General features: G+C 69.5%; 15 protein-coding genes and 1 tRNA gene. 7 read left to right on the forward strand and 9 right to left on the reverse strand.

Translation table 11 applies throughout. The annotated features are described in order from the left end of the window. Nucleotides 1–382: 382 nt before the first annotated feature. The gene (locus MQN93_RS13510; protein ID WP_242709668.1) at nt 383–1516 is read left to right on the forward strand and encodes an acyl-CoA dehydrogenase family protein; all 1134 of its coding nucleotides are present in this window, start codon (nt 383–385) and stop codon (nt 1514–1516) included. 77 nt (nt 1517–1593) lie between these two features. On the opposite strand, the gene MQN93_RS13515 is transcribed toward MQN93_RS13510, so the two are convergent. The 5 genes from MQN93_RS13515 to MQN93_RS13535 form a co-directional block, all read right to left on the reverse strand. Continuing rightward, a complete protein-coding gene (locus MQN93_RS13515; protein WP_016437093.1) occupies nt 1594–1923 on the reverse strand; it encodes a rhodanese-like domain-containing protein in 330 nt (109 codons plus the stop codon). 77 nt (nt 1924–2000) lie between these two features. Beyond that, nucleotides 2001–2855, reverse strand: coding sequence for a J domain-containing protein (locus MQN93_RS13520; protein ID WP_242709669.1), 855 nt, complete (start codon nt 2853–2855; stop codon nt 2001–2003). A gap of 310 nt (nt 2856–3165) precedes the next feature. After that, nucleotides 3166–3633, reverse strand: a complete 468-nt coding sequence (locus tag MQN93_RS13525) for a hypothetical protein (protein WP_016437091.1) — start codon at nt 3631–3633, stop codon at nt 3166–3168. Between the two features lie 78 nt (nt 3634–3711). Continuing rightward, on the reverse strand, nt 3712–5136 hold the full coding sequence (locus MQN93_RS13530; protein WP_242709670.1) for a DUF2252 domain-containing protein: 1425 nt from the start codon (nt 5134–5136) through the stop codon (nt 3712–3714). A 229-nt stretch (nt 5137–5365) separates the two neighbouring features. Then, nucleotides 5366–5452: transfer RNA gene (locus MQN93_RS13535), tRNA-Leu, on the reverse strand. A 501-nt stretch (nt 5453–5953) separates the two neighbouring features. On the opposite strand from MQN93_RS13535, the gene MQN93_RS13540 reads away from it, so the two are divergent. From MQN93_RS13540 to pknB, 6 genes are all read left to right on the forward strand, one after another. Further along, nucleotides 5954–6817: an FHA domain-containing protein gene (locus tag MQN93_RS13540; protein WP_016437089.1), complete on the forward strand. Its 864-nt coding sequence runs from the start codon at nt 5954–5956 to the stop codon at nt 6815–6817. Between the two features lie 10 nt (nt 6818–6827). After that, entirely contained in the window at nt 6828–7346 is a 519-nt protein-coding gene (locus MQN93_RS13545; protein WP_016437088.1) for an FHA domain-containing protein FhaB/FipA, read from the forward strand. A gap of 98 nt (nt 7347–7444) precedes the next feature. Then, nucleotides 7445–9016, forward strand: a complete 1572-nt coding sequence (locus MQN93_RS13550; protein WP_199786610.1) for a Stp1/IreP family PP2C-type Ser/Thr phosphatase — start codon at nt 7445–7447, stop codon at nt 9014–9016. Between the two features lie 27 nt (nt 9017–9043). Beyond that, nucleotides 9044–10486 carry an FtsW/RodA/SpoVE family cell cycle protein gene (locus MQN93_RS13555; RefSeq protein ID WP_242709671.1) on the forward strand — a complete coding sequence of 481 codons (1443 nt, stop codon included), beginning with the start codon at nt 9044–9046 and terminating at the stop codon, nt 10484–10486. Next, nucleotides 10483–11970 carry a peptidoglycan D,D-transpeptidase FtsI family protein gene (locus MQN93_RS13560; protein ID WP_242709672.1) on the forward strand — a complete coding sequence of 496 codons (1488 nt, stop codon included), beginning with the start codon at nt 10483–10485 and terminating at the stop codon, nt 11968–11970. The genes MQN93_RS13555 and MQN93_RS13560 overlap by 4 nt, the downstream gene beginning before the upstream one ends. A gap of 169 nt (nt 11971–12139) precedes the next feature. Continuing rightward, on the forward strand, nt 12140–14134 hold the full coding sequence (gene pknB / locus MQN93_RS13565) for a Stk1 family PASTA domain-containing Ser/Thr kinase (RefSeq protein WP_242709673.1): 1995 nt from the start codon (nt 12140–12142) through the stop codon (nt 14132–14134). 483 nt (nt 14135–14617) lie between these two features. Here pknB and MQN93_RS13570 read toward each other — a convergent pair whose 3' ends face one another. From MQN93_RS13570 to MQN93_RS13585, 4 genes are read right to left on the reverse strand one after another with little or no spacing between them, the layout of a single operon-like run. Continuing rightward, nucleotides 14618–15370, reverse strand: a complete 753-nt coding sequence (locus tag MQN93_RS13570; RefSeq protein ID WP_242709674.1) for a class E sortase — start codon at nt 15368–15370, stop codon at nt 14618–14620. Nucleotides 15371–15376: 6 nt separating this feature from the next. Beyond that, on the reverse strand, nt 15377–16522 hold the full coding sequence (locus tag MQN93_RS13575) for a class E sortase (RefSeq protein WP_016437082.1): 1146 nt from the start codon (nt 16520–16522) through the stop codon (nt 15377–15379). After that, on the reverse strand, nt 16519–17157 hold the full coding sequence (locus MQN93_RS13580; RefSeq protein ID WP_016437081.1) for an aminodeoxychorismate/anthranilate synthase component II: 639 nt from the start codon (nt 17155–17157) through the stop codon (nt 16519–16521). The genes MQN93_RS13575 and MQN93_RS13580 overlap by 4 nt, the downstream gene beginning before the upstream one ends. Continuing rightward, nucleotides 17154–17315, reverse strand: coding sequence for a hypothetical protein (locus MQN93_RS13585; RefSeq protein WP_016437080.1), 162 nt, complete (start codon nt 17313–17315; stop codon nt 17154–17156). Before MQN93_RS13585 ends, MQN93_RS13580 begins: the two co-directional genes overlap by 4 nt. Between the last annotated feature and the right edge of the window lie 43 nt (nt 17316–17358).

A 17358-nucleotide genomic window follows, 5' to 3' on the forward strand; every position in this document is an offset into this window, starting at 1 on the left:
CCGTCTCCCGATCCCGGTCCGTCTTTCCGGCCGCACGGCCACGTGGCCACTCGGCAGCGGGACGCCGTACCGCCTTTGCGTATCGCAATCACCGCACTCGCACGGCACGGTACTCAGACCGGCCCGTTCGGCACAGCCCGTCGGGCCGACCGCACCGCGGCGCACGCGACGACGCCCCGTTGTCCACAGGGCATGCCCGCAGGTTATCCACAGCGATGGACACCTTACGGCCCGAGGGTGACCATGGATGCAGCACACCGAACGATCGGTCGGCAGCAAAGCGCATCCGCCCCCGAGACCCCGGCGACCCGTTCCCTTCTTCTAGAACCTGTTCTATCTTGACGACCCGTCAGATCAACGGACCCTCCGGAGGGACAGGACCGTGGACTTCACCTTCACCGAGGAGCAGCAGGCTGCGGCCGAGGCGGCGCGCGGAGTGTTCGCCGGGGTCGCGCCGGACGCGGTGCCCAGTCCCTCACTCGTCGCGGGCGCCGTCGCCGACGACTTCGACCGCACGCTGTGGACCAGGCTCGCCGAGGCGGACCTGTTGAGCCTGCTGCTGGACCCGGAGTACGGCGGGGCGGGCCTGGACCCCATCGCGCTCTGCCTGGTCCTGCGGGAGTCGGCCAAGGTGCTGGCCCGCGTCCCACTGCTGGAGACCGCGGCGGCCACAGCGGCCGTACAGGCCTACGGCAGCCCGGAGTTGAAGTCCGCCCTGCTCGCCCGGGCGGGCCGCGGCGAGGCGGTGCTGACCGTCGCCGCGAACGGCCGCAGCGGCCACGACCCGGCCGAACGCGCCGTGACCGCACGGCAGGACGGCGACGACTGGATCCTGGACGGGGTGCAGACGGCGGTCCCGTGGGCGCACACCGCCGACCTCGTCGTCGTACCGGCCCACACGGCCACCGACCGCGTCCTCCTCGCCGTGATCCCCCGGACCCACCCGGGCGTAGCCCTCGCCGAGCAGATCTCCACCTCCGGCGAACGGCTCGGCGAACTGCGCCTTCAGTCGGCCCGGATCACGTCCCGTGACGTCATCGACGCCGAGGGCGCCTGGGAGCGGCTGCGCGACCTGCTGACCTGCGGCACCTGCGCGCTGGCGCTCGGCCTCGGCGAGCGTGTCCTCGCGATGACCAGTGAATACACCGGCAAACGGGAGCAGTTCGGCTTCCCCGTCGCCACCTTCCAGGCTGTCGCCGTCCAGGCCGCCGACCGCTACATCGACCTGCGCGCGATGGAGGCCACCCTGTGGCAGGCCGCGTGGCGGATCGGCTCGGGAGCCTCCGGCGTGCTGCCCGCCTCCGGTGACGTCGCCGTCGCCAAGATCTGGGCCTCGGAGGGCGTACGACGGGTCGTTCAGACGGCACAGCATCTGCACGGCGGGTTCGGCGCGGACGTCGAATACCCCCTGCACCGGTACCACGCGTGGGCCAAGCACCTGGAGCTGCAGCTCGGCCCCGCAGCGGCGCACGAGGAGGCCCTGGGCGACCTGCTGGCGGCCCACCCACTCGGCTGACCGCCCGCCCGGGCCGCTCAGAGCCTGCCCACTGGTCCCACTGGTCCCACCGGTCCTACGTCCCTACAGGCCGACCCCTAAAGAACGAACCCGGCCGTGCCCTCGTCCGTCACGACCGGCCGGCCCGAGGCGGCCCACACCTGCATACCGCCGTCGACGTTCACGGCGTCGACGCCCTGCTGGACGAGGTACATCGCGACCTGCGCCGAGCGGCCGCCGGAGCGGCAGATGACGTTGACGCGGCCGTCCTGCGGGGCGGCCTCGGTCAGCTCGCCGTAGCGGGCCACGAACTCACTGATGGGGATGTGCAGCGCCCCCTCGGCGTGGCCCGCCTGCCACTCGTCGTCCTCGCGGACGTCCAGCAGGAAGTCGCCGTCCTTGAGATCCCCGACCTCGACCGTGGGCACACCAGCTCCGAAATGCATGCTTGAGACGCTACCCGACGCGCGCCTCACCAAGCCGTCCGCACCGGGAACACCAGCCCCTACTGACCGGACTGAGCCAGCAGCTCCGCCAGCTCCGCCTCCCGCTCGGAGACATCGGCCAGCAGCTTCTCGGCGATCTCCTCCAGAAGCCGGTCGGGATCGTCCGGCGCCAGCCGGAGCATCGCCCCGATCGCGCTCTCCTCCAGCTCCTTGGCCACCAGCGTCAGCATCTCCTTGCGCTGGGCGAGCCATTCGAGCCGGGCGTAGAGCTCCTCGCTGGGACTGGGGCGGCGCTCCGCGGGCTCCGGCCCCTTCGCCCACTCCTCGGCCAGCTCCCGCAGCAAGGCCTCGTCGCCGCGCGCGTAGGCGGCGTTGACCCGGGTGATGAACTCCTCACGGCGGGACCGCTCGGTGTCCTCCTGCGCCAGGTCGGGGTGGGCCTTGCGGGCCAGCTCGCGGTAGAGCTTGCGGGCCTCGTCGCTGGGGCGGACCCGCTGCGGGGGCCGCACGGGCTGTTCCGTGAGCATCGCGGCGGCTTCCGGGAAGAGGCCGTCGCCGTCCATCCAGCCGTGGAACAGCTCCTCGACGCCGGGCATGGGCATCACCCTGGCCCGCGCCTCCTCCGCCTTGCGCCGGTCCTCGGGGTCGCCGGTGCGGGCGGCCCGCGCCTCGGCGATGTCCGCGTCCAGCTCGTCGAGGCGGGTGTACATCGGGCCGAGCCGCTGGTGGTGCAGCCGGGAGAAGTTCTCGACCTCCACCCGGAAGGTCTCCACGGCGATCTCGTACTCGATCAATGCCTGCTCGGCGGCCCGCACGGCCCGCTCCAGGCGCTCCTCGGGGCGCGGCGCACCGTCCTCGGGCGTCGCCTGTGCCTCACCGGCGACACCACCCTGCTCAGCTTCCGGGCTCGTCACGCAACCAGCCTAGGCCACGGCCCCACGCCCCCTCCGCCACACCACCGCCAACGCCCCCGACCAGCAACGACACCCGCCACAGCCCCGGCCACCCAGGACAAACGGCGCCCACCAACGTCCCGACAACCCGAGTAACCCGGCGCCGGCCAAGGCCCGGCCACCCAAGGGACCCGGCGCCGACCAAATCCCCGGCGCCCAAAAACAACCCTGCCCCGACACAGGCGCCACCCGCCCTACGCCACCGTCACACCCCTCCGGCGCCGCCGCCCCGCCTGGCGCCACCGTCACCGCCCCGCCCGACAGCGCACCATCACCGCCCCTCCGGGCACTCCGCGTCCACCCACCGCGCCGCCAGGTCCCGGCACGCCACCATCAGCGTCCCCGGACGGCAGGCGATCTCGTGCGTGCAGCCGTCGGCGTGCGGGAGGAGTTCGTCGAGGATCACCTCGCCCAGGCCGCTCACGTCGCAGACGTCCAGGACGCCGACCTGGAAGCGGGAGACACCGGCGTACCGGACGAGCAGGTCCTCGTCGTGCTTGAAGCAGTTGTGGCCGAAGCGGATCTCGATCTCGTCGGCACCGGTCCTGCGCACCCCCTGTGGCATGAGGTCCTTCACGCACCGCTTCCCGGAGAGGTCGTAGTGCCCCGGTTCCGTGGCGAACGCCCGTGCCCCCGGCGGCAGTTGCCCCGCCAGCACCGGCAGCCTGGCCAGATAGGGACGGGGGTCGACGATCCCCGTGAGATCACCGTCCCGCCCGTCGAGGTCGACGTACTTCACCCAGCCCCCTTCCCCGGCCCGATCCCCACGCTCTTCCCGAGCCCGACACCCTCCCAGGCCCGGCAGACCCCTCCCCGCTCACACCCCGAGCTCCGCCGCAACCCTCCCCGACCGGACCGCCGCCACAAGGTCGGCGTGATCCGCCTCGGTTCGGTCCGCGTAGGCGACGGCGAACTGCGCCATCGCCTCGTCCAGTTCCTCGTTCTTGCCGCAGTACCCGGCGACCAGGCGCGGGTCCGCGCTGTGGGAGTGGGCGCGGGCCAGCAGGGCGCCGGTCATCCGGCCGTAGTCGTCTATCTGGTCGGCGGCCAGGGCGGCCGGGTCGACGCTGCCCTTGCGGTTGCGGAACTGCCGGACCTGGAAGGGCCGCCCCTCCACCGACGTCCAGCCGAGCAGGATGTCGCTGACGACCTGCATGCGCTTCTGTCCCAGGACCACCCGGCGGCCCTCGTGCTCGACCACGGGCGCCTCGAAGCCCGCGGTCACCAGGTGCGGGACCAGCGCCGAAGGCCGGGCCTCCTTGACCTGGAGGACCAGGGGCTGTGCCCGGTGGTCCAGCAGCAGCACGACGTAGGAGCGCGTGCCCACGCTGCCCGTGCCGACGACCCGGAATGCGACGTCGTGCACCGTGTGGCGGGCCAGCAGCGGGAGCCGGTCCTCGGAGAGCGTGGTCACATACTCCTCGAGCCCCGCGGCGACCGCCGCCGCCTCCCCGTCCGGCACCGCCCGCAGCACCGGCAGCGACTCGACGAAGCGACGCCCCCCGCCCTCCAGCTGCTCCGTCGACTTCGCCGCGAAGCGTCCGCTGGTGTTGGCCCGCGCCTTCTCCGCGACCCGCTCCAGCGTGCCGAGCAGGTCATGGGCGTCGGTGTGGGAGACGAGCTCCTCGTCCGCGATGGCGTTCCACGCGTCCAGCACCGGCAGCTTGGCGAGCAGGCGCATGGTGCGGCGGTAGGCGCCCGCCGCGTCGTACGCCGCCTTGCGGCAGTGGTCCTCGTCGGCGCCCGCCTCCCGGCCGGCCAGCACCAGGGAGGCGGCGAGCCGCTTGAGGTCCCACTCCCAGGGGCCGTCGACGGTCTCGTCGAAGTCGTTCAGATCGATGACCAGGTCGCCGCGTGCGTCGCCGTAGAGGCCGAAGTTGGCCGCGTGGGCGTCGCCGCAGATCTGCGCACGGATGCGCGTCATGGGCGTACGCGCGAGGTCGTACGCCATGAGGCCGGCCGAGCCGCGCAGGAAGGCGAAGGGCGTCGCGGCCATCCGGCCCGCCCTGATCGGGGTGAGCTCGGCGATCCGGCCGCGGTGGGACTCCTCGACCGCGGTGACCGCGTGCGGCCGGGAGCCGTCGAGATCGAGCGCGGCGTGCGCACGGCGCGGCACCCGCTTGCGCAGCGCCTTGCCCTCCTCCTTGGGCGAGCCCTCGACGGGCCACGCGGCGAAGCCACGCACCTGCGGCAGACGCCGTATCCGCGGCTCCGTCGTTTGTGCCTCTCCGATTCCGGTCACACCGACCGCCTCCCCCGCACACGCACGAACATCAACTCGTGGAGACCGTACAGCCGGTGGACGAGGCGCGTCAGACCCTGTGGACAACTCAGCGTCCCGGGTAAAAGGGCCGCTCACGATCGCGGGGTCGGGACGGGAGGGGACGTGTGATTGTCCTCACGAGGTAATGAGACTCACACCGACCCGACAAAGCGGAAGCCCCCAGGTCTGGGACCTGGGGGCTTCCGGCTGGTGCGCGAGGGGGGAGTTGAACCCCCACGCCCTTGCGGGCACTGGAACCTGAATCCAGCGCGTCTGCCTATTCCGCCACCCGCGCATTGGGTGTGTCCTCCGGCCCCTCGCCCCTTGGGCTCTGGCGCCTTCCGACACGCAGAACATTAGCACGGTGGCGGGGGTGGGTTCACATCTCTTATGGCCGGGCAGCCGCCGACCAGCAAGGTTCCCCGATCCGGGGCCGGAGGAATCGATCATCAGGCGTCTTCGCTTCGTATCAACGGATGCCGGTTCACGTATCAACCTCGTACCGGTCCTGCCCGTCTCCCCAGGAGCCGGGCAGGGTCCACAGTCAGGTGCGGGACACTGGTCTGCGGCCGCCTCTACGATCCTGGGCAGAAGGAGTGGGTGGGAGGAGTTCGAAGGACGGCTCCGAAGGGAACTTCCGAAGCGAACTCCGACCGGCGTCGACACTCGTCGACGAGGCCGACAGGGGGAACCAGCCGATTCACCCGCGCGTGGATACGATCAGTAAGCAGTACCAGGTAAGGCAGCGCCCACAAGGCGCGAAGCAGGACGGCAGCGACATCGGAGGAGGTGCCTCATGGGAGTCCTGAAGAAGTTCGAGCAGCGTCTCGAAGGTCTGGTCAACGGCACCTTTGCCAAGGTGTTCAAGTCCGAGGTCCAGCCCGTGGAGATCGCCGGAGCACTCCAGCGCGAGTGCGACAACAACGCGACCATCTGGAACCGCGACCGCACCGTCGTCCCCAACGACTTCATCGTGGAGCTGAGCACGCCGGACTACGAGCGGCTCAGCCCCTACTCCGGCCAGCTCGGCGACGAGCTCGCCGGGATGGTGCGCGACTACGCCAAGCAGCAGCGGTACACCTTCATGGGCCCGATCAAGGTGCACCTGGAGAAGGCGGACGACCTCGACACCGGCCTGTACCGGGTGCGCAGCCGTACGCTCGCCTCCAGCAGCAACCAGCAGGCTCCCGGGCCCGCCGCTCCGCCGGCCCCGGCCGCGGGCCGCCCCGGCGGGGGGTACGGCTATCCGCCGGCGGCCGCTCCCGCGGGCGCCCCGCCCATGCCGGCCGCGCCGCCGCCCGGCGCGCGCCCCGGTGGCTACGGCTACCCGCAGCCCGCCGGCGGCCCGCGACCGCCCGCCGCCCCGGCGGTGGGCGGCCGTACCCGCCACTGGGTCGAGATCAACGGCACCCGCCACCAGATCTCCCGCGCGACTCTGGTGCTGGGCCGCAGCACCGAAGCCGACGTGCGGATCGACGACCCCGGCGTCTCGCGCCGGCACTGTGAGATCCGGACCGGAACGCCCTCGACGATCCAGGATCTCGGGTCCACCAACGGCATCGTGGTGGACGGGCAGCACACCACCCGCGCTACGCTCCGCGACGGCTCGCGGATCGTCGTGGGCAGCACCACCATCATTTACCGGCAAGCCGAAGGGTGAAGCGGGGGCAATGTCAGAGCTGACCCTCACGGTCATGCGGCTGGGTTTCCTGGCCGTACTGTGGCTGTTCGTGATCGTGGCCGTGCAGGTCATCCGCAGCGACCTGTTCGGCACGCGCGTCACTCAGCGCGGGTCCAGGCGCGAGAGCGGACGGCCGCAGCAACAGGCCGCCCGGCAGCAGGCCGCACCTCCTCAGCAGCGTCAGCAGGCCGGCGGCGGACGCCAGCGCCGCAACGCACCCACCAAGCTGGTCGTGTCCGAGGGCACCCTCACCGGCACGACCGTCGCGCTGCAGGGCCAGACCATCACTCTGGGCCGGGCGCACGACAGCACGATCGTGCTGGACGACGACTACGCCTCCAGCCGCCATGCCAGGATCTACCCGGACCGCGACGGCAACTGGATCGTCGAGGACCTGGGCTCGACCAACGGGACGTACCTCGACCGGAGCCGGCTGACGACCGCCACGCCGATTCCGCTGGGCGCGCCGATCCGCATCGGCAAGACAGTCATCGAGCTGCGGAAGTAGTACTACATCATGGAAGAGTGCGAGCGGAGCGAGCACGCAGCGGCAGCCCCCACCACGGGCTCCGGCGCGCTCCCGACCGGAGGGTGGGCACCGTGCGGATGTACCCGGAGCCGACGGGCGAGGTGCGCATGAGTCTGTCACTGCGCTTCGCCGCCGGATCGCACAAAGGCATGATCCGGGAGGGCAACGAGGACTCCGGATACGCCGGGCCGCGCCTGCTCGCGATCGCCGACGGCATGGGCGGCGCCGCCGCCGGAGAGGTCGCCTCCTCCGAGGCCATCTCCACCATCGTCGCGCTCGACGACGACGTGCCCGGCTCCGACATCCTCACCTCCCTCGGCACCGCGGTGCAGCGCGCCAACGACCAGCTGCGCTCGATGGTCGAGGAGGACCCGCAGCTGGAGGGCATGGGCACGACGCTCACCGCCCTGCTGTGGACCGGCCAGCGACTCGGCCTCGTGCACGTCGGCGACTCGCGCGCGTACCTGCTGCGCGACGGCGTCCTCACCCAGATCACCCAGGACCACACCTGGGTGCAGCGGCTGGTCGACGAGGGCCGCATCACCGAGGAAGAGGCCACCACCCACCCCCAACGCTCCCTGCTGATGCGGGCGTTGGGCAGCGGCGAGCACGTCGAGCCGGACCTGTCGATCCGTGAGGTCCGGGCCGGCGACCGCTACCTGATCTGCTCCGACGGTCTGTCGGGAGTCGTCTCCCACCAGACCCTGGAGGACACCCTCGCCAGCTACCAGGGCCCGCAGGAGACCGTGCAGGAGCTGATCCAGCTCGCGCTGCGCGGCGGCGGCCCCGACAACATCACGGTCATCGTCGCCGACGTACTGGACCTGGACACCTCGGACACCCTCGCCGGGCAGCTCTCCGACACCCCGGTCGTGGTCGGCGCGGTCGCCGAGAACCAGCACCAGCAGCACGACAACGGCATCATGCAGACGCCCGCCGGCCGCGCCTCCGGCCTCGGCCGCCAGGTACCCGGACAGGGCGGGGGCGAGTTCGGCCCGCCCGGCTCCGGCGACACCACCGGCTACGTCCCCGCGGGCAGCTTCGGGGACTACACCGACGACGACTTCGTCAAGCCCCGCAAGGGCCGCAAGTGGGCGAAGAGATCCCTCTACACCGTGCTCGCGCTGGCCGTCGTCGGCGGCGGTCTGTACGGCGGCTGGCGCTGGACGCAGACGCAGTACTACGTCGGCACCAAGGACGAGCACGTCGCGCTGTACCGCGGCATCAGCCAGGACCTCGCCTGGGTCTCGCTGTCGAAGGTCGAGAAGGACCACCCCGAGATCGAACTCAAGTACCTGCCGCCGTACCAGCAGAAGCAGGTCAAAAACACGATCGCCGAGGGCGGTCTGTCCGACGCCCAGTCGAAGATCGACGAGCTCGGCGTGCAGGCCTCCGCGTGCAAGAAGGAGTCCGAGCGTCAGGCGGCCGAGGCCGAGAACAACTCGAAGACCGGTGCGGGCGAGGCGGGCGGCACCACGGGCACCCCGAAGACCACGGGAACCACCAAGACCTCCCTCACGTCCAAGGCATCACCGAGCCCCTCCACCTCACCGACCCCGTCCAAGTCAGCGACCGCTCCCACCCCCAGCCCCGGCCCCAGCCTCTCGGAGGATGAGCAGAAGGTCGTCTCGCTGTGCGGTAAGCAGTAGGCAAGCCGTGAGAGGCCCTGTCACACGATGAGCAGTACTACCAACACACCGACGCACCATACGTCCACGATCGGCGCGATCGGCGCACCGAGCCGCCGCAACACCGAGCTCGCGCTCCTGGTGTTCGCCGTGGCCATCCCCGTGTTCGCCTACGCCAACGTGGGTCTGGCCATCGACGACAAGGTGCCGGCCGGTCTGCTGAGCTACGGCCTCGGACTCGGCCTGCTCGCCGCCGTCGGCCACCTCGCCGTGAGAAAGTTCGCGCCCTACGCGGACCCGATGCTGCTGCCCCTGGCCACACTGCTCAACGGCCTCGGACTCGTGGTCATCTGGCGTCTGGACCAGTCGAAGCTGCTGCAGTCGCTGCCCAACTACTTCCAGGCCGCGCCCCGCCAGCTGCTCTACACCGCGCTCGGCATCGGTCTGTTCGTCGTCGTGCTGATCTTCCTCAAGGACCACCGCGTCCTGCAGCGCTACACCTACATCTCCATGTTCGGCGCGCTCGTCCTGCTGGTGCTGCCGCTCGTGCCAGGTCTCGGCGCCAACATCTACGGCGCCAAGATCTGGATCAACATCCCGGGCCTCGGCTCCCTGCAGCCCGGTGAGTTCGCGAAGATCGCCCTCGCCGTCTTCTTCGCCGGCTACCTGATGGTCAAGCGCGACGCCCTCGCGCTCGCCAGCCGCCGCTTCATGGGCCTGTACCTGCCGCGCGGCCGCGACCTCGGACCCATCCTGGTCGTCTGGCTGATGTCGATCCTCATCCTGGTCTTCGAGACCGACCTCGGCACCTCGCTGCTGTTCTTCGGAATGTTCGTCATCATGCTGTACGTCGCCACCGAGCGGACCAGCTGGATCGTCTTCGGTCTGCTGATGTCCGCGGCCGGCGCCGTCGGCGTGGCCAGCTTCGAACCGCACGTCCAGCAGCGCGTCCAGGCCTGGCTCGACCCGATGAAGGAGTACACGCTCAGCCAGCAGGGCGTCGTCGGCCACTCCGAGCAGTCGATGCAGGCACTGTGGGCCTTCGGCTCCGGCGGCACCCTCGGCACCGGCCTCGGCCAGGGCCACTCCGACCTCATCCGGTTCGCCGCCAACTCCGACTTCATCCTCGCCACCTTCGGCGAGGAGCTGGGCCTGGCCGGCATCATGGCGATCCTGCTGATCTACGGCCTGATCGTGGAGCGCGGCGTACGCACCGCCCTCGCCGCCCGCGACCCGTTCGGCAAGCTGCTCGCCGTCGGCCTGTCCGGCGCCTTCGCACTGCAGGTCTTCGTGGTGGCCGGCGGTGTGATGGGCCTCATCCCGCTGACCGGTATGACGATGCCGTTCATGGCCTACGGCGGTTCATCGGTCCTCGCCAACTGGGCGCTGATCGGCATCCTGATCCGGATCAGCGACACCGCACGCCGCCCGGCGCCCGCGCCCGCCGGCAACCCCGACGCCGAGATGACCCAGGTGGTCCGCCCGTCATGAACAAGCCCCTGCGCCGGATCGCGATCTTCTGCGGCCTGCTCGTACTGACGCTGCTGCTGCGCGACAACTGGCTCCAGTACGTCAAGGCCGACAGCCTCAAGGACGACCCGAAGAACCGCCGCGTCACCATTGCGCGTTACTCGACGCCGCGCGGCGACATCATCGTCGACGGCGACCCGATCACCGGCTCCACCAAGACCAGCAAGAGCGGTCTGAACGACCTCGAGTACAAGCGCACCTACAAGGACGGCGCGATGTGGGCGCCGGTCACCGGGTACGCCTCACAGGCCTTCGGCGCCAACCAGCTGGAGTCCATCGAGGACGGCATCCTCACCGGCACCGACGACCGGCTCTTCTTCCGCAACACCCTGGACATGATCACGGGCAAGCAGAAGCAGGGCGGCAACGTCGTCACCACGCTCAACGCGGCCGCGCAGAAGGCCGCGTACGACGGACTGAAGAAGCAGGGCGGCAAGGGCGCGGTCGCCGCGATCGACCCGTCCACGGGCAAGATCCTGGCGCTGGCCTCCTACCCGTCGTACGACCCGTCGACCTTCGCCGGCAACTCCACGGACACCGACGCCAAGGCCTGGCAGAAGCTGCAGAAGAAGGTCAACCCCGACGACCCGATGCTCAACCGGGCGCTGCGCGAGGTCTATCCGCCCGGCTCCACCTTCAAGGTGGTCACCGCCGCGGCGGCGCTGGAGAACGGCCTGTACACCTCGGCCGACGAGAACACCGACTCGCCGCTGCCCTACATCATGAAGGGCACCACGACCGAGCTGAAGAACGAGGGGAACATCCCCTGCAAGAACGCGACGCTGCGGGTCGCCCTGAAGGTGTCCTGCAACACCGTGTTCGGCAAGATCGGCTCGGACCTCGGCAACGACAAGATGCTCGCCGAGGCGAAGAAGTTCGGCTTCGACGAGGAGCAGTTCACGCCGACGCGCACCGCGGCCTCGGTGTTCTCCGACGACATGAACTCCTCGCAGACCGCGCTGTCCTCGATCGGCCAGTACAACACCGCGGCGACCCCGCTGCAGATGGCCATGGTCGCCTCCGCGGTCGCCAACGACGGCAAGCTGATGAAGCCGTACATGGTCGACAAGCTCCAGTCGTCGAACCTCGACACCATCGCGCAGACCGACCCGCAGGAGATGAGCCAGCCCCTGTCGTCGAAGAACGCGCAGATCCTGCAGTCGATGATGGAGACGGTCGTCAAGGAGGGCACGGGCACCAACGCCCAGATCCCCGGCGTCACCGTGGGCGGCAAGACCGGTACCGCGCAGCACGGCGTGGCCAACAGCAAGAACCCGTACGCCTGGTTCATCTCCTACGCCAAGATGCCCGACGGCAGCTCGCCGGTGGCCGTCGCGACGGTCATCGAGGACGACAACGCCAACCGTGACGACATCTCCGGCGGCGGTCTGGCGGCGCCCATCGCCAAGAGCGTGATGGAGGCGGTCATCAAGTCCAAGAAGTGACCCCGCTCACGTCCCCTTCACATCGGTGCACGTTGCGATACCGGTCCTGTATCGGGTCACGGGCTTGGCCAGGTCACACAAAGCGATCCGGGTACGGTAGGCCCGGACGGCAGCCTCCGGCCGCACACGAGTGACGGCCGGGACCGACGGAGAGGGCTGGTAGGTAGCTATGGAAGAGCCGCGTCGCCTCGGCGGCCGGTACGAACTGGGCCAGGTGCTCGGTCGTGGTGGCATGGCGGAGGTATACCTCGCGCATGACACCCGCCTCGGGCGCCAGGTGGCGGTGAAGACGCTGCGGGCGGACCTCGCACGCGACCCGTCATTCCAGGCCCGGTTCCGCCGGGAGGCCCAGTCGGCCGCCTCGCTCAACCATCCCGCGATCGTCGCGGTCTACGACACGGGCGAGGACTACATCGACGGGGTCTCGATCCCGTACATCGTGATGGAGTACGTGGACGGCTCCACGCTCCGCGAGCTCCTGCACTCCGGCCGCAAGCTCCTGCCCGAGCGGGCCATGGAGATGACCGTCGGCATCCTCCAGGGCCTGGAGTACGCCCACCGCAGCGGCATCGTCCACCGTGACATCAAGCCGGCCAACGTCATGCTCACGCGCAACGGCCAGGTCAAGGTGATGGACTTCGGCATCGCCCGCGCCATGGGCGACTCCGGCATGACGATGACGCAGACCGCGGCCGTCATCGGCACCGCGCAGTACCTCTCGCCCGAGCAGGCCAAGGGCGAGCAGGTCGACGCCCGCTCCGACCTGTACTCCACGGGCTGCCTGCTCTACGAACTGCTCACCGTGCGGCCCCCGTTCGTCGGGGACTCCCCGGTAGCGGTGGCATATCAACACGTACGTGAAGAAGCACAGCCCCCGTCGGTCTTCGACCCCGAGATCACGCCCGAGATGGACGCGATCGTCCTGAAGGCTCTGGTCAAGGACCCCAACTACCGCTATCAGTCGGCCGACGAGATGCGCGCCGACATCGAGGCCTGTCTCGACGGCCAGCCGGTCGCGGCCACCGCGGCCATGGGCTCGGTGGGCTACGGCGGCTACCCCGACGACCAGCCGACGACGGCCCTGCGCTCCGCGGACGGCGGCGCCACGTCGATGCTGCCCCCGATGAACCCGGACGACGGCGGCTACGGCTACGACGAGCGCCCGGACCGCCGCCGCCAGAAGAAGTCCAACACCTCGACGATCCTCCTGGTCGTCGCGGGCATCCTGGTGCTGGTGGGCGCGATCCTCATCGGCAAGTGGGCGTTCGGCGGGAACGGAGGCGTCGGCAACGACACCGTGGCCGTGCCCAACCTCGTCAGCCAGTCCGAGGCGGACGCCAGGCAGCTGCTGAACAACAGCAGCCTCAAGGTCGGCACGGTCAAGAAGCAGCCCTGCGAGGACCAGACCAAGGGCAACGTCTGCTCGCAGGATCCGGGCAGGGACTCCAAGGTGAAGAAGGGCACCGCGGTCAACTTCGTGGTGTCCACCGGGGCGCCTAAGGTGGCGGTGCCGAGTGTCCTCGGCAAGAAGCTCGACGAGGCCAAGGAGATCCTCGAGGCCGACAAGTACAAGTTCAACGTCGAGACGAAGACGCAGGAGTCCTCCGAGGAGCCGAACACGGTTCTGGAGCAGAAGCCCGGGCTCGGCGATGAAGTCCAGAAGGGCTCCACGATCACCCTCACCATCGCCAAGGCCGCCGAGAAGTCGGTCGTCCCCGACGTCTCCGGCAAGACCTGTGACGAGGCCAGGGCGCAGATGACGGCCAACAACCTGACCGGCAGCTGCACCGACGTCGAGACCCAGGACCCGAACCTCGTCGGCAAGGTCGTCAGCACCGACCCGCAGGCGGGCACCCAGGTCAAGAAGAACTCCTCGGTGAACATCCAGATCGGCAAGGCCCAGCAGAACCAGCAGACGCAGGTTCCCTCGAACCTCCAGGGCCAGAGGCTCAAGGATGTCAAGAACGCGCTCAAGCAGGCGAATCTGCAGGTGGGTAACATCCAGGGTTCCCAGGATGACAACGCCATCGTCATCACCTCTGACCCGGCCCCCGGCAGCACGGTCGACCAGGGCACCCCGGTGAACCTGGTCACCGCCGGGGGCGGCGGCAACAACGGCGGGAACAACGGCGGCACCAACTTCTTCGGCGGCACCGGCGGCTAGTTCCTGAGGCACCTACACCGAGAGCCCCGGCTCCCTGTTCACAGGGGACCGGGGCTCTCGCCATGGGAGCAACCAGGGCGCTTGGCGTCGCACTGTTCTTGGTCGCGCTCTCTACCCGTACGTCTGCTCCTCCATCGATCGTTTCTTCACATCTGATGACTCGCTGCTGGAGTCGAAGAGCCTGCGCGGCAGCGTGCTGGAGCGCACGGACGCGCATCAGGAAGTTCGAGAGTGACAACATGTCACGCTCGCTGGGGAGTTATCCCCAGGCCGGCCGGAGCCTCACCATCTACTCCCGGCGCGCGGTGCTCAACGTCGCCAGGCTCCTCCGCGAACGTGCCCCTTCACCTCGGACGCGTTGCGCCTCGCCGCCGAGACCGGGATCACCGCCGTAGACCGCAGATCCTGGAGTAGGTACGGCGTGACGCAAAAAGGGCCCGAAGTCGCAAGGGATGGTTGCGGCTTCGGGCCCGGCTCATTGGGTCAGCGCAGTTCCTTCGGTGGGGTTCGGTTGCTGTCGACCTTGTCGACGCGGACCAGTTCGCCCCAGACGACGTAGCGGTAGCGGCTTGTGTAGACCGGGGTGCAGGTCGTCAGGGTGATGTAGTGGCCGGCCTTGGTCTTGCCCGACTCCTTCGGGATCTGCGAGAGGACCTTGACGTTGTACTTCGAGGTCTCGTCGAGGATGTCGTAGACCTTGTAGACGTACCACTTGTCCTTCGTCTCGAAGACGATCGGATCGCCCTTGCGGAGCTTGTCGATGTTGTGGAACTTCGCGCCGTGGCCGTCGCGGTGGGCGGCGAGGGTGAAGTTGCCCTTCTTGCCGGTCATCGGGAGGGCGGCCTTCACGGGGTCCGTGTAGTAGCCGGCGACGCCGTTGTTGAGGACGCTCGTCGAGGTTCCCTTCTCGACCAGGATCTCGCCGTTCTTCATGGCGGGGACATGCAGGAAGCCGATGCCGTTCTTGGTGTTGAGCGCGCCCGGGCCGGTGGCCTGGTGGCTCCACCCGTCACGGACCCGGTCGGCCTCCTTGTCCGCCTTGCGGTCGGCGACGACGTTCGTCCACCACAGGGAGTAGACGACGAACAGGCCCAGGATCAGGCCCGCCGTGATGAGGAGTTCACCGAAGAAGCTCACCGCCATCGCGACGGGGCCGGGCCGCCGACGGCGTGCCAATGGCGCCGCCGGCGCGTCGGTTCCCTCTTGAGTGCCGTCGGTGGTCGCTGCCACGTTCATCCGCCCCTACTCGACGAGCGCATCCGGCTTGCCCTTGCTGCGCGGCCGTTCCTCGACCATCTTGCCCCAGACGATCAGCCGGTACTTACTGGTGAACTCGGGAGTACAGGTCGTCAGCGTGATGTAACGCCCCGGCCCGGTGAACCCCGACTGCGGCGGCACGGGCCCGATCACACTCGTGTTGCTCGGCGACGTCACCGGCAGCGTCGACGTCATCTTGTAGACGTAGTACTCGTCCTGCGTCTCGACGACGATGTCGTCGCCCTTCTCCAGCCGGTTGATGTACCGGAACGGCTCGCCGTGTGTGTTGCGGTGGCCCGCGAGCGCGAAGTTGCCGGTCTTGGCGGACGGCATCGCCGTCTTCAGCTTGCCCTCGCTGTAGTGGCCGACCATGCCCTTGTCGAGCACCTTCTTGTTGCTGACGCCCTCGGCGATCGGCACGACCACGTCCAGCCTGGGGATGTGGAGGATCGCGAAGCCCTGCCCCGGCGCGAAATTGCCCGGCGCACGCTTGCCGCTCGCCCAGTCGTTCTGCAGGCTGCTGGCCTCCTTGTCCGCCGCCGCATGGGCCCGGACGTTCGTCCACCACAGCTGGTAGCTGACGAACAGCAGCATCAACACGCCGGTGGTGATGAACAGTTCACCGATCGCGCGGCTCGCGAGGACACCCGGACTGGGCTTGCGGGCCCGGGCCTGCCGTCGCGCCTCGACCCGGGAGAGCGGCGCCTGTCCACTCGCCTCGGTCGTCGACTCCGCCGTGGCAGCGGCGGACCCGCCATGACGTCCATGACGGCGCTTGGCGGCCTTTCTGCGGGCCGCCCGGCCGCCCGTGGTGGTTCCTGTGGCGGATGTGGTCGCCGAGGCGGCAGAGGACGATATGGAACCGCCCGGCGGCTCGGGAATCCGCAGCGCCACGGTCTCGTCGTCGAGGGGCTGCTGATACGCCGTCTCGTCGACGGGCCGCTGGTACGCCGTCTGGTCGGTCGCCCGCTGGTACGCCGTCTGGTCGGCGCCCGGCTGATACGACGCCTCCTCGGCCGGCGGCTGATACGCCTGCCGGCCGACCGACCAGTCCTCGAACGCGCCGGACGCCCCGTACGGCTCCTGCCCGTACGAGGCGCCGGACTCGCGCTCGGGGCGCAGCGCGGTCACGCCGTGGCCCTGCCCACCACGGGGGCGAGCCCCGACGACCTCGCCACCGCACCCTGGTCGCCGCACTCCACCAGCCAGTTCGCCAGCATCAGATGGCCGTGCTCGGTCAGCACCGACTCGGGGTGGAACTGCACGCCCTCGACCGGAAGTTCACGGTGTCTGAGGCCCATGACGATCCCGTCGTGCGTGCGCGCGGTGACCTCCAGCTCGGCGGGAACCGTCTGCGGCTCGGCGGCCAGGGAGTGGTAGCGGGTCGCGGTGAAGGGCGAGGGCAGACCGGCGAAGACGCCCTTGCCCCCGTGCTCGACCAGCGAGGTCTTGCCGTGCAGCAGCTCGGGCGCACGGTCCACCACACCGCCGTACGCCACCTGCATCGACTGCATGCCCAGGCACACACCGAAGACCGGCACACCGGTCGCCGCGCAGTGCCGCACCATCTCGATGCACACGCCGGCCTCCTCGGGCTTGCCCGGTCCCGGCGACAGCAGCACGCCGTCGAAGCCGTCCTGGGCGTGCGCCGTGGACACCTCGTCGTTGCGCAGTACCTCGCACTCGGCGCCCAGCTGGTAGAGGTACTGGACGAGGTTGAAGACGAAGCTGTCGTAGTTGTCGACGACGAGAATCCGTGCACTCACTGGTTGTCCACCGTCACATCGTTGAAGGGCAGCAGCGGTTCGGCCCACGGGAAGACGTACTGGAAGAGGACGTAGACCACCAGCAGCACCAGCGCGAGTGAGATCAGCGCCTTCACCCACGCATTGCCCGGCAGATGCCGCCAGATCCAGCCGTACATGCCGTCCCTTCCGTTCCGTCACGGCACCTGATTCTCGCCGTAC

This window comes from Streptomyces spinosisporus, from assembly GCF_022698145.1.
GTDB classification, from domain to species: Bacteria; Actinomycetota; Actinomycetes; order Streptomycetales; family Streptomycetaceae; genus Streptomyces; species Streptomyces spinosisporus.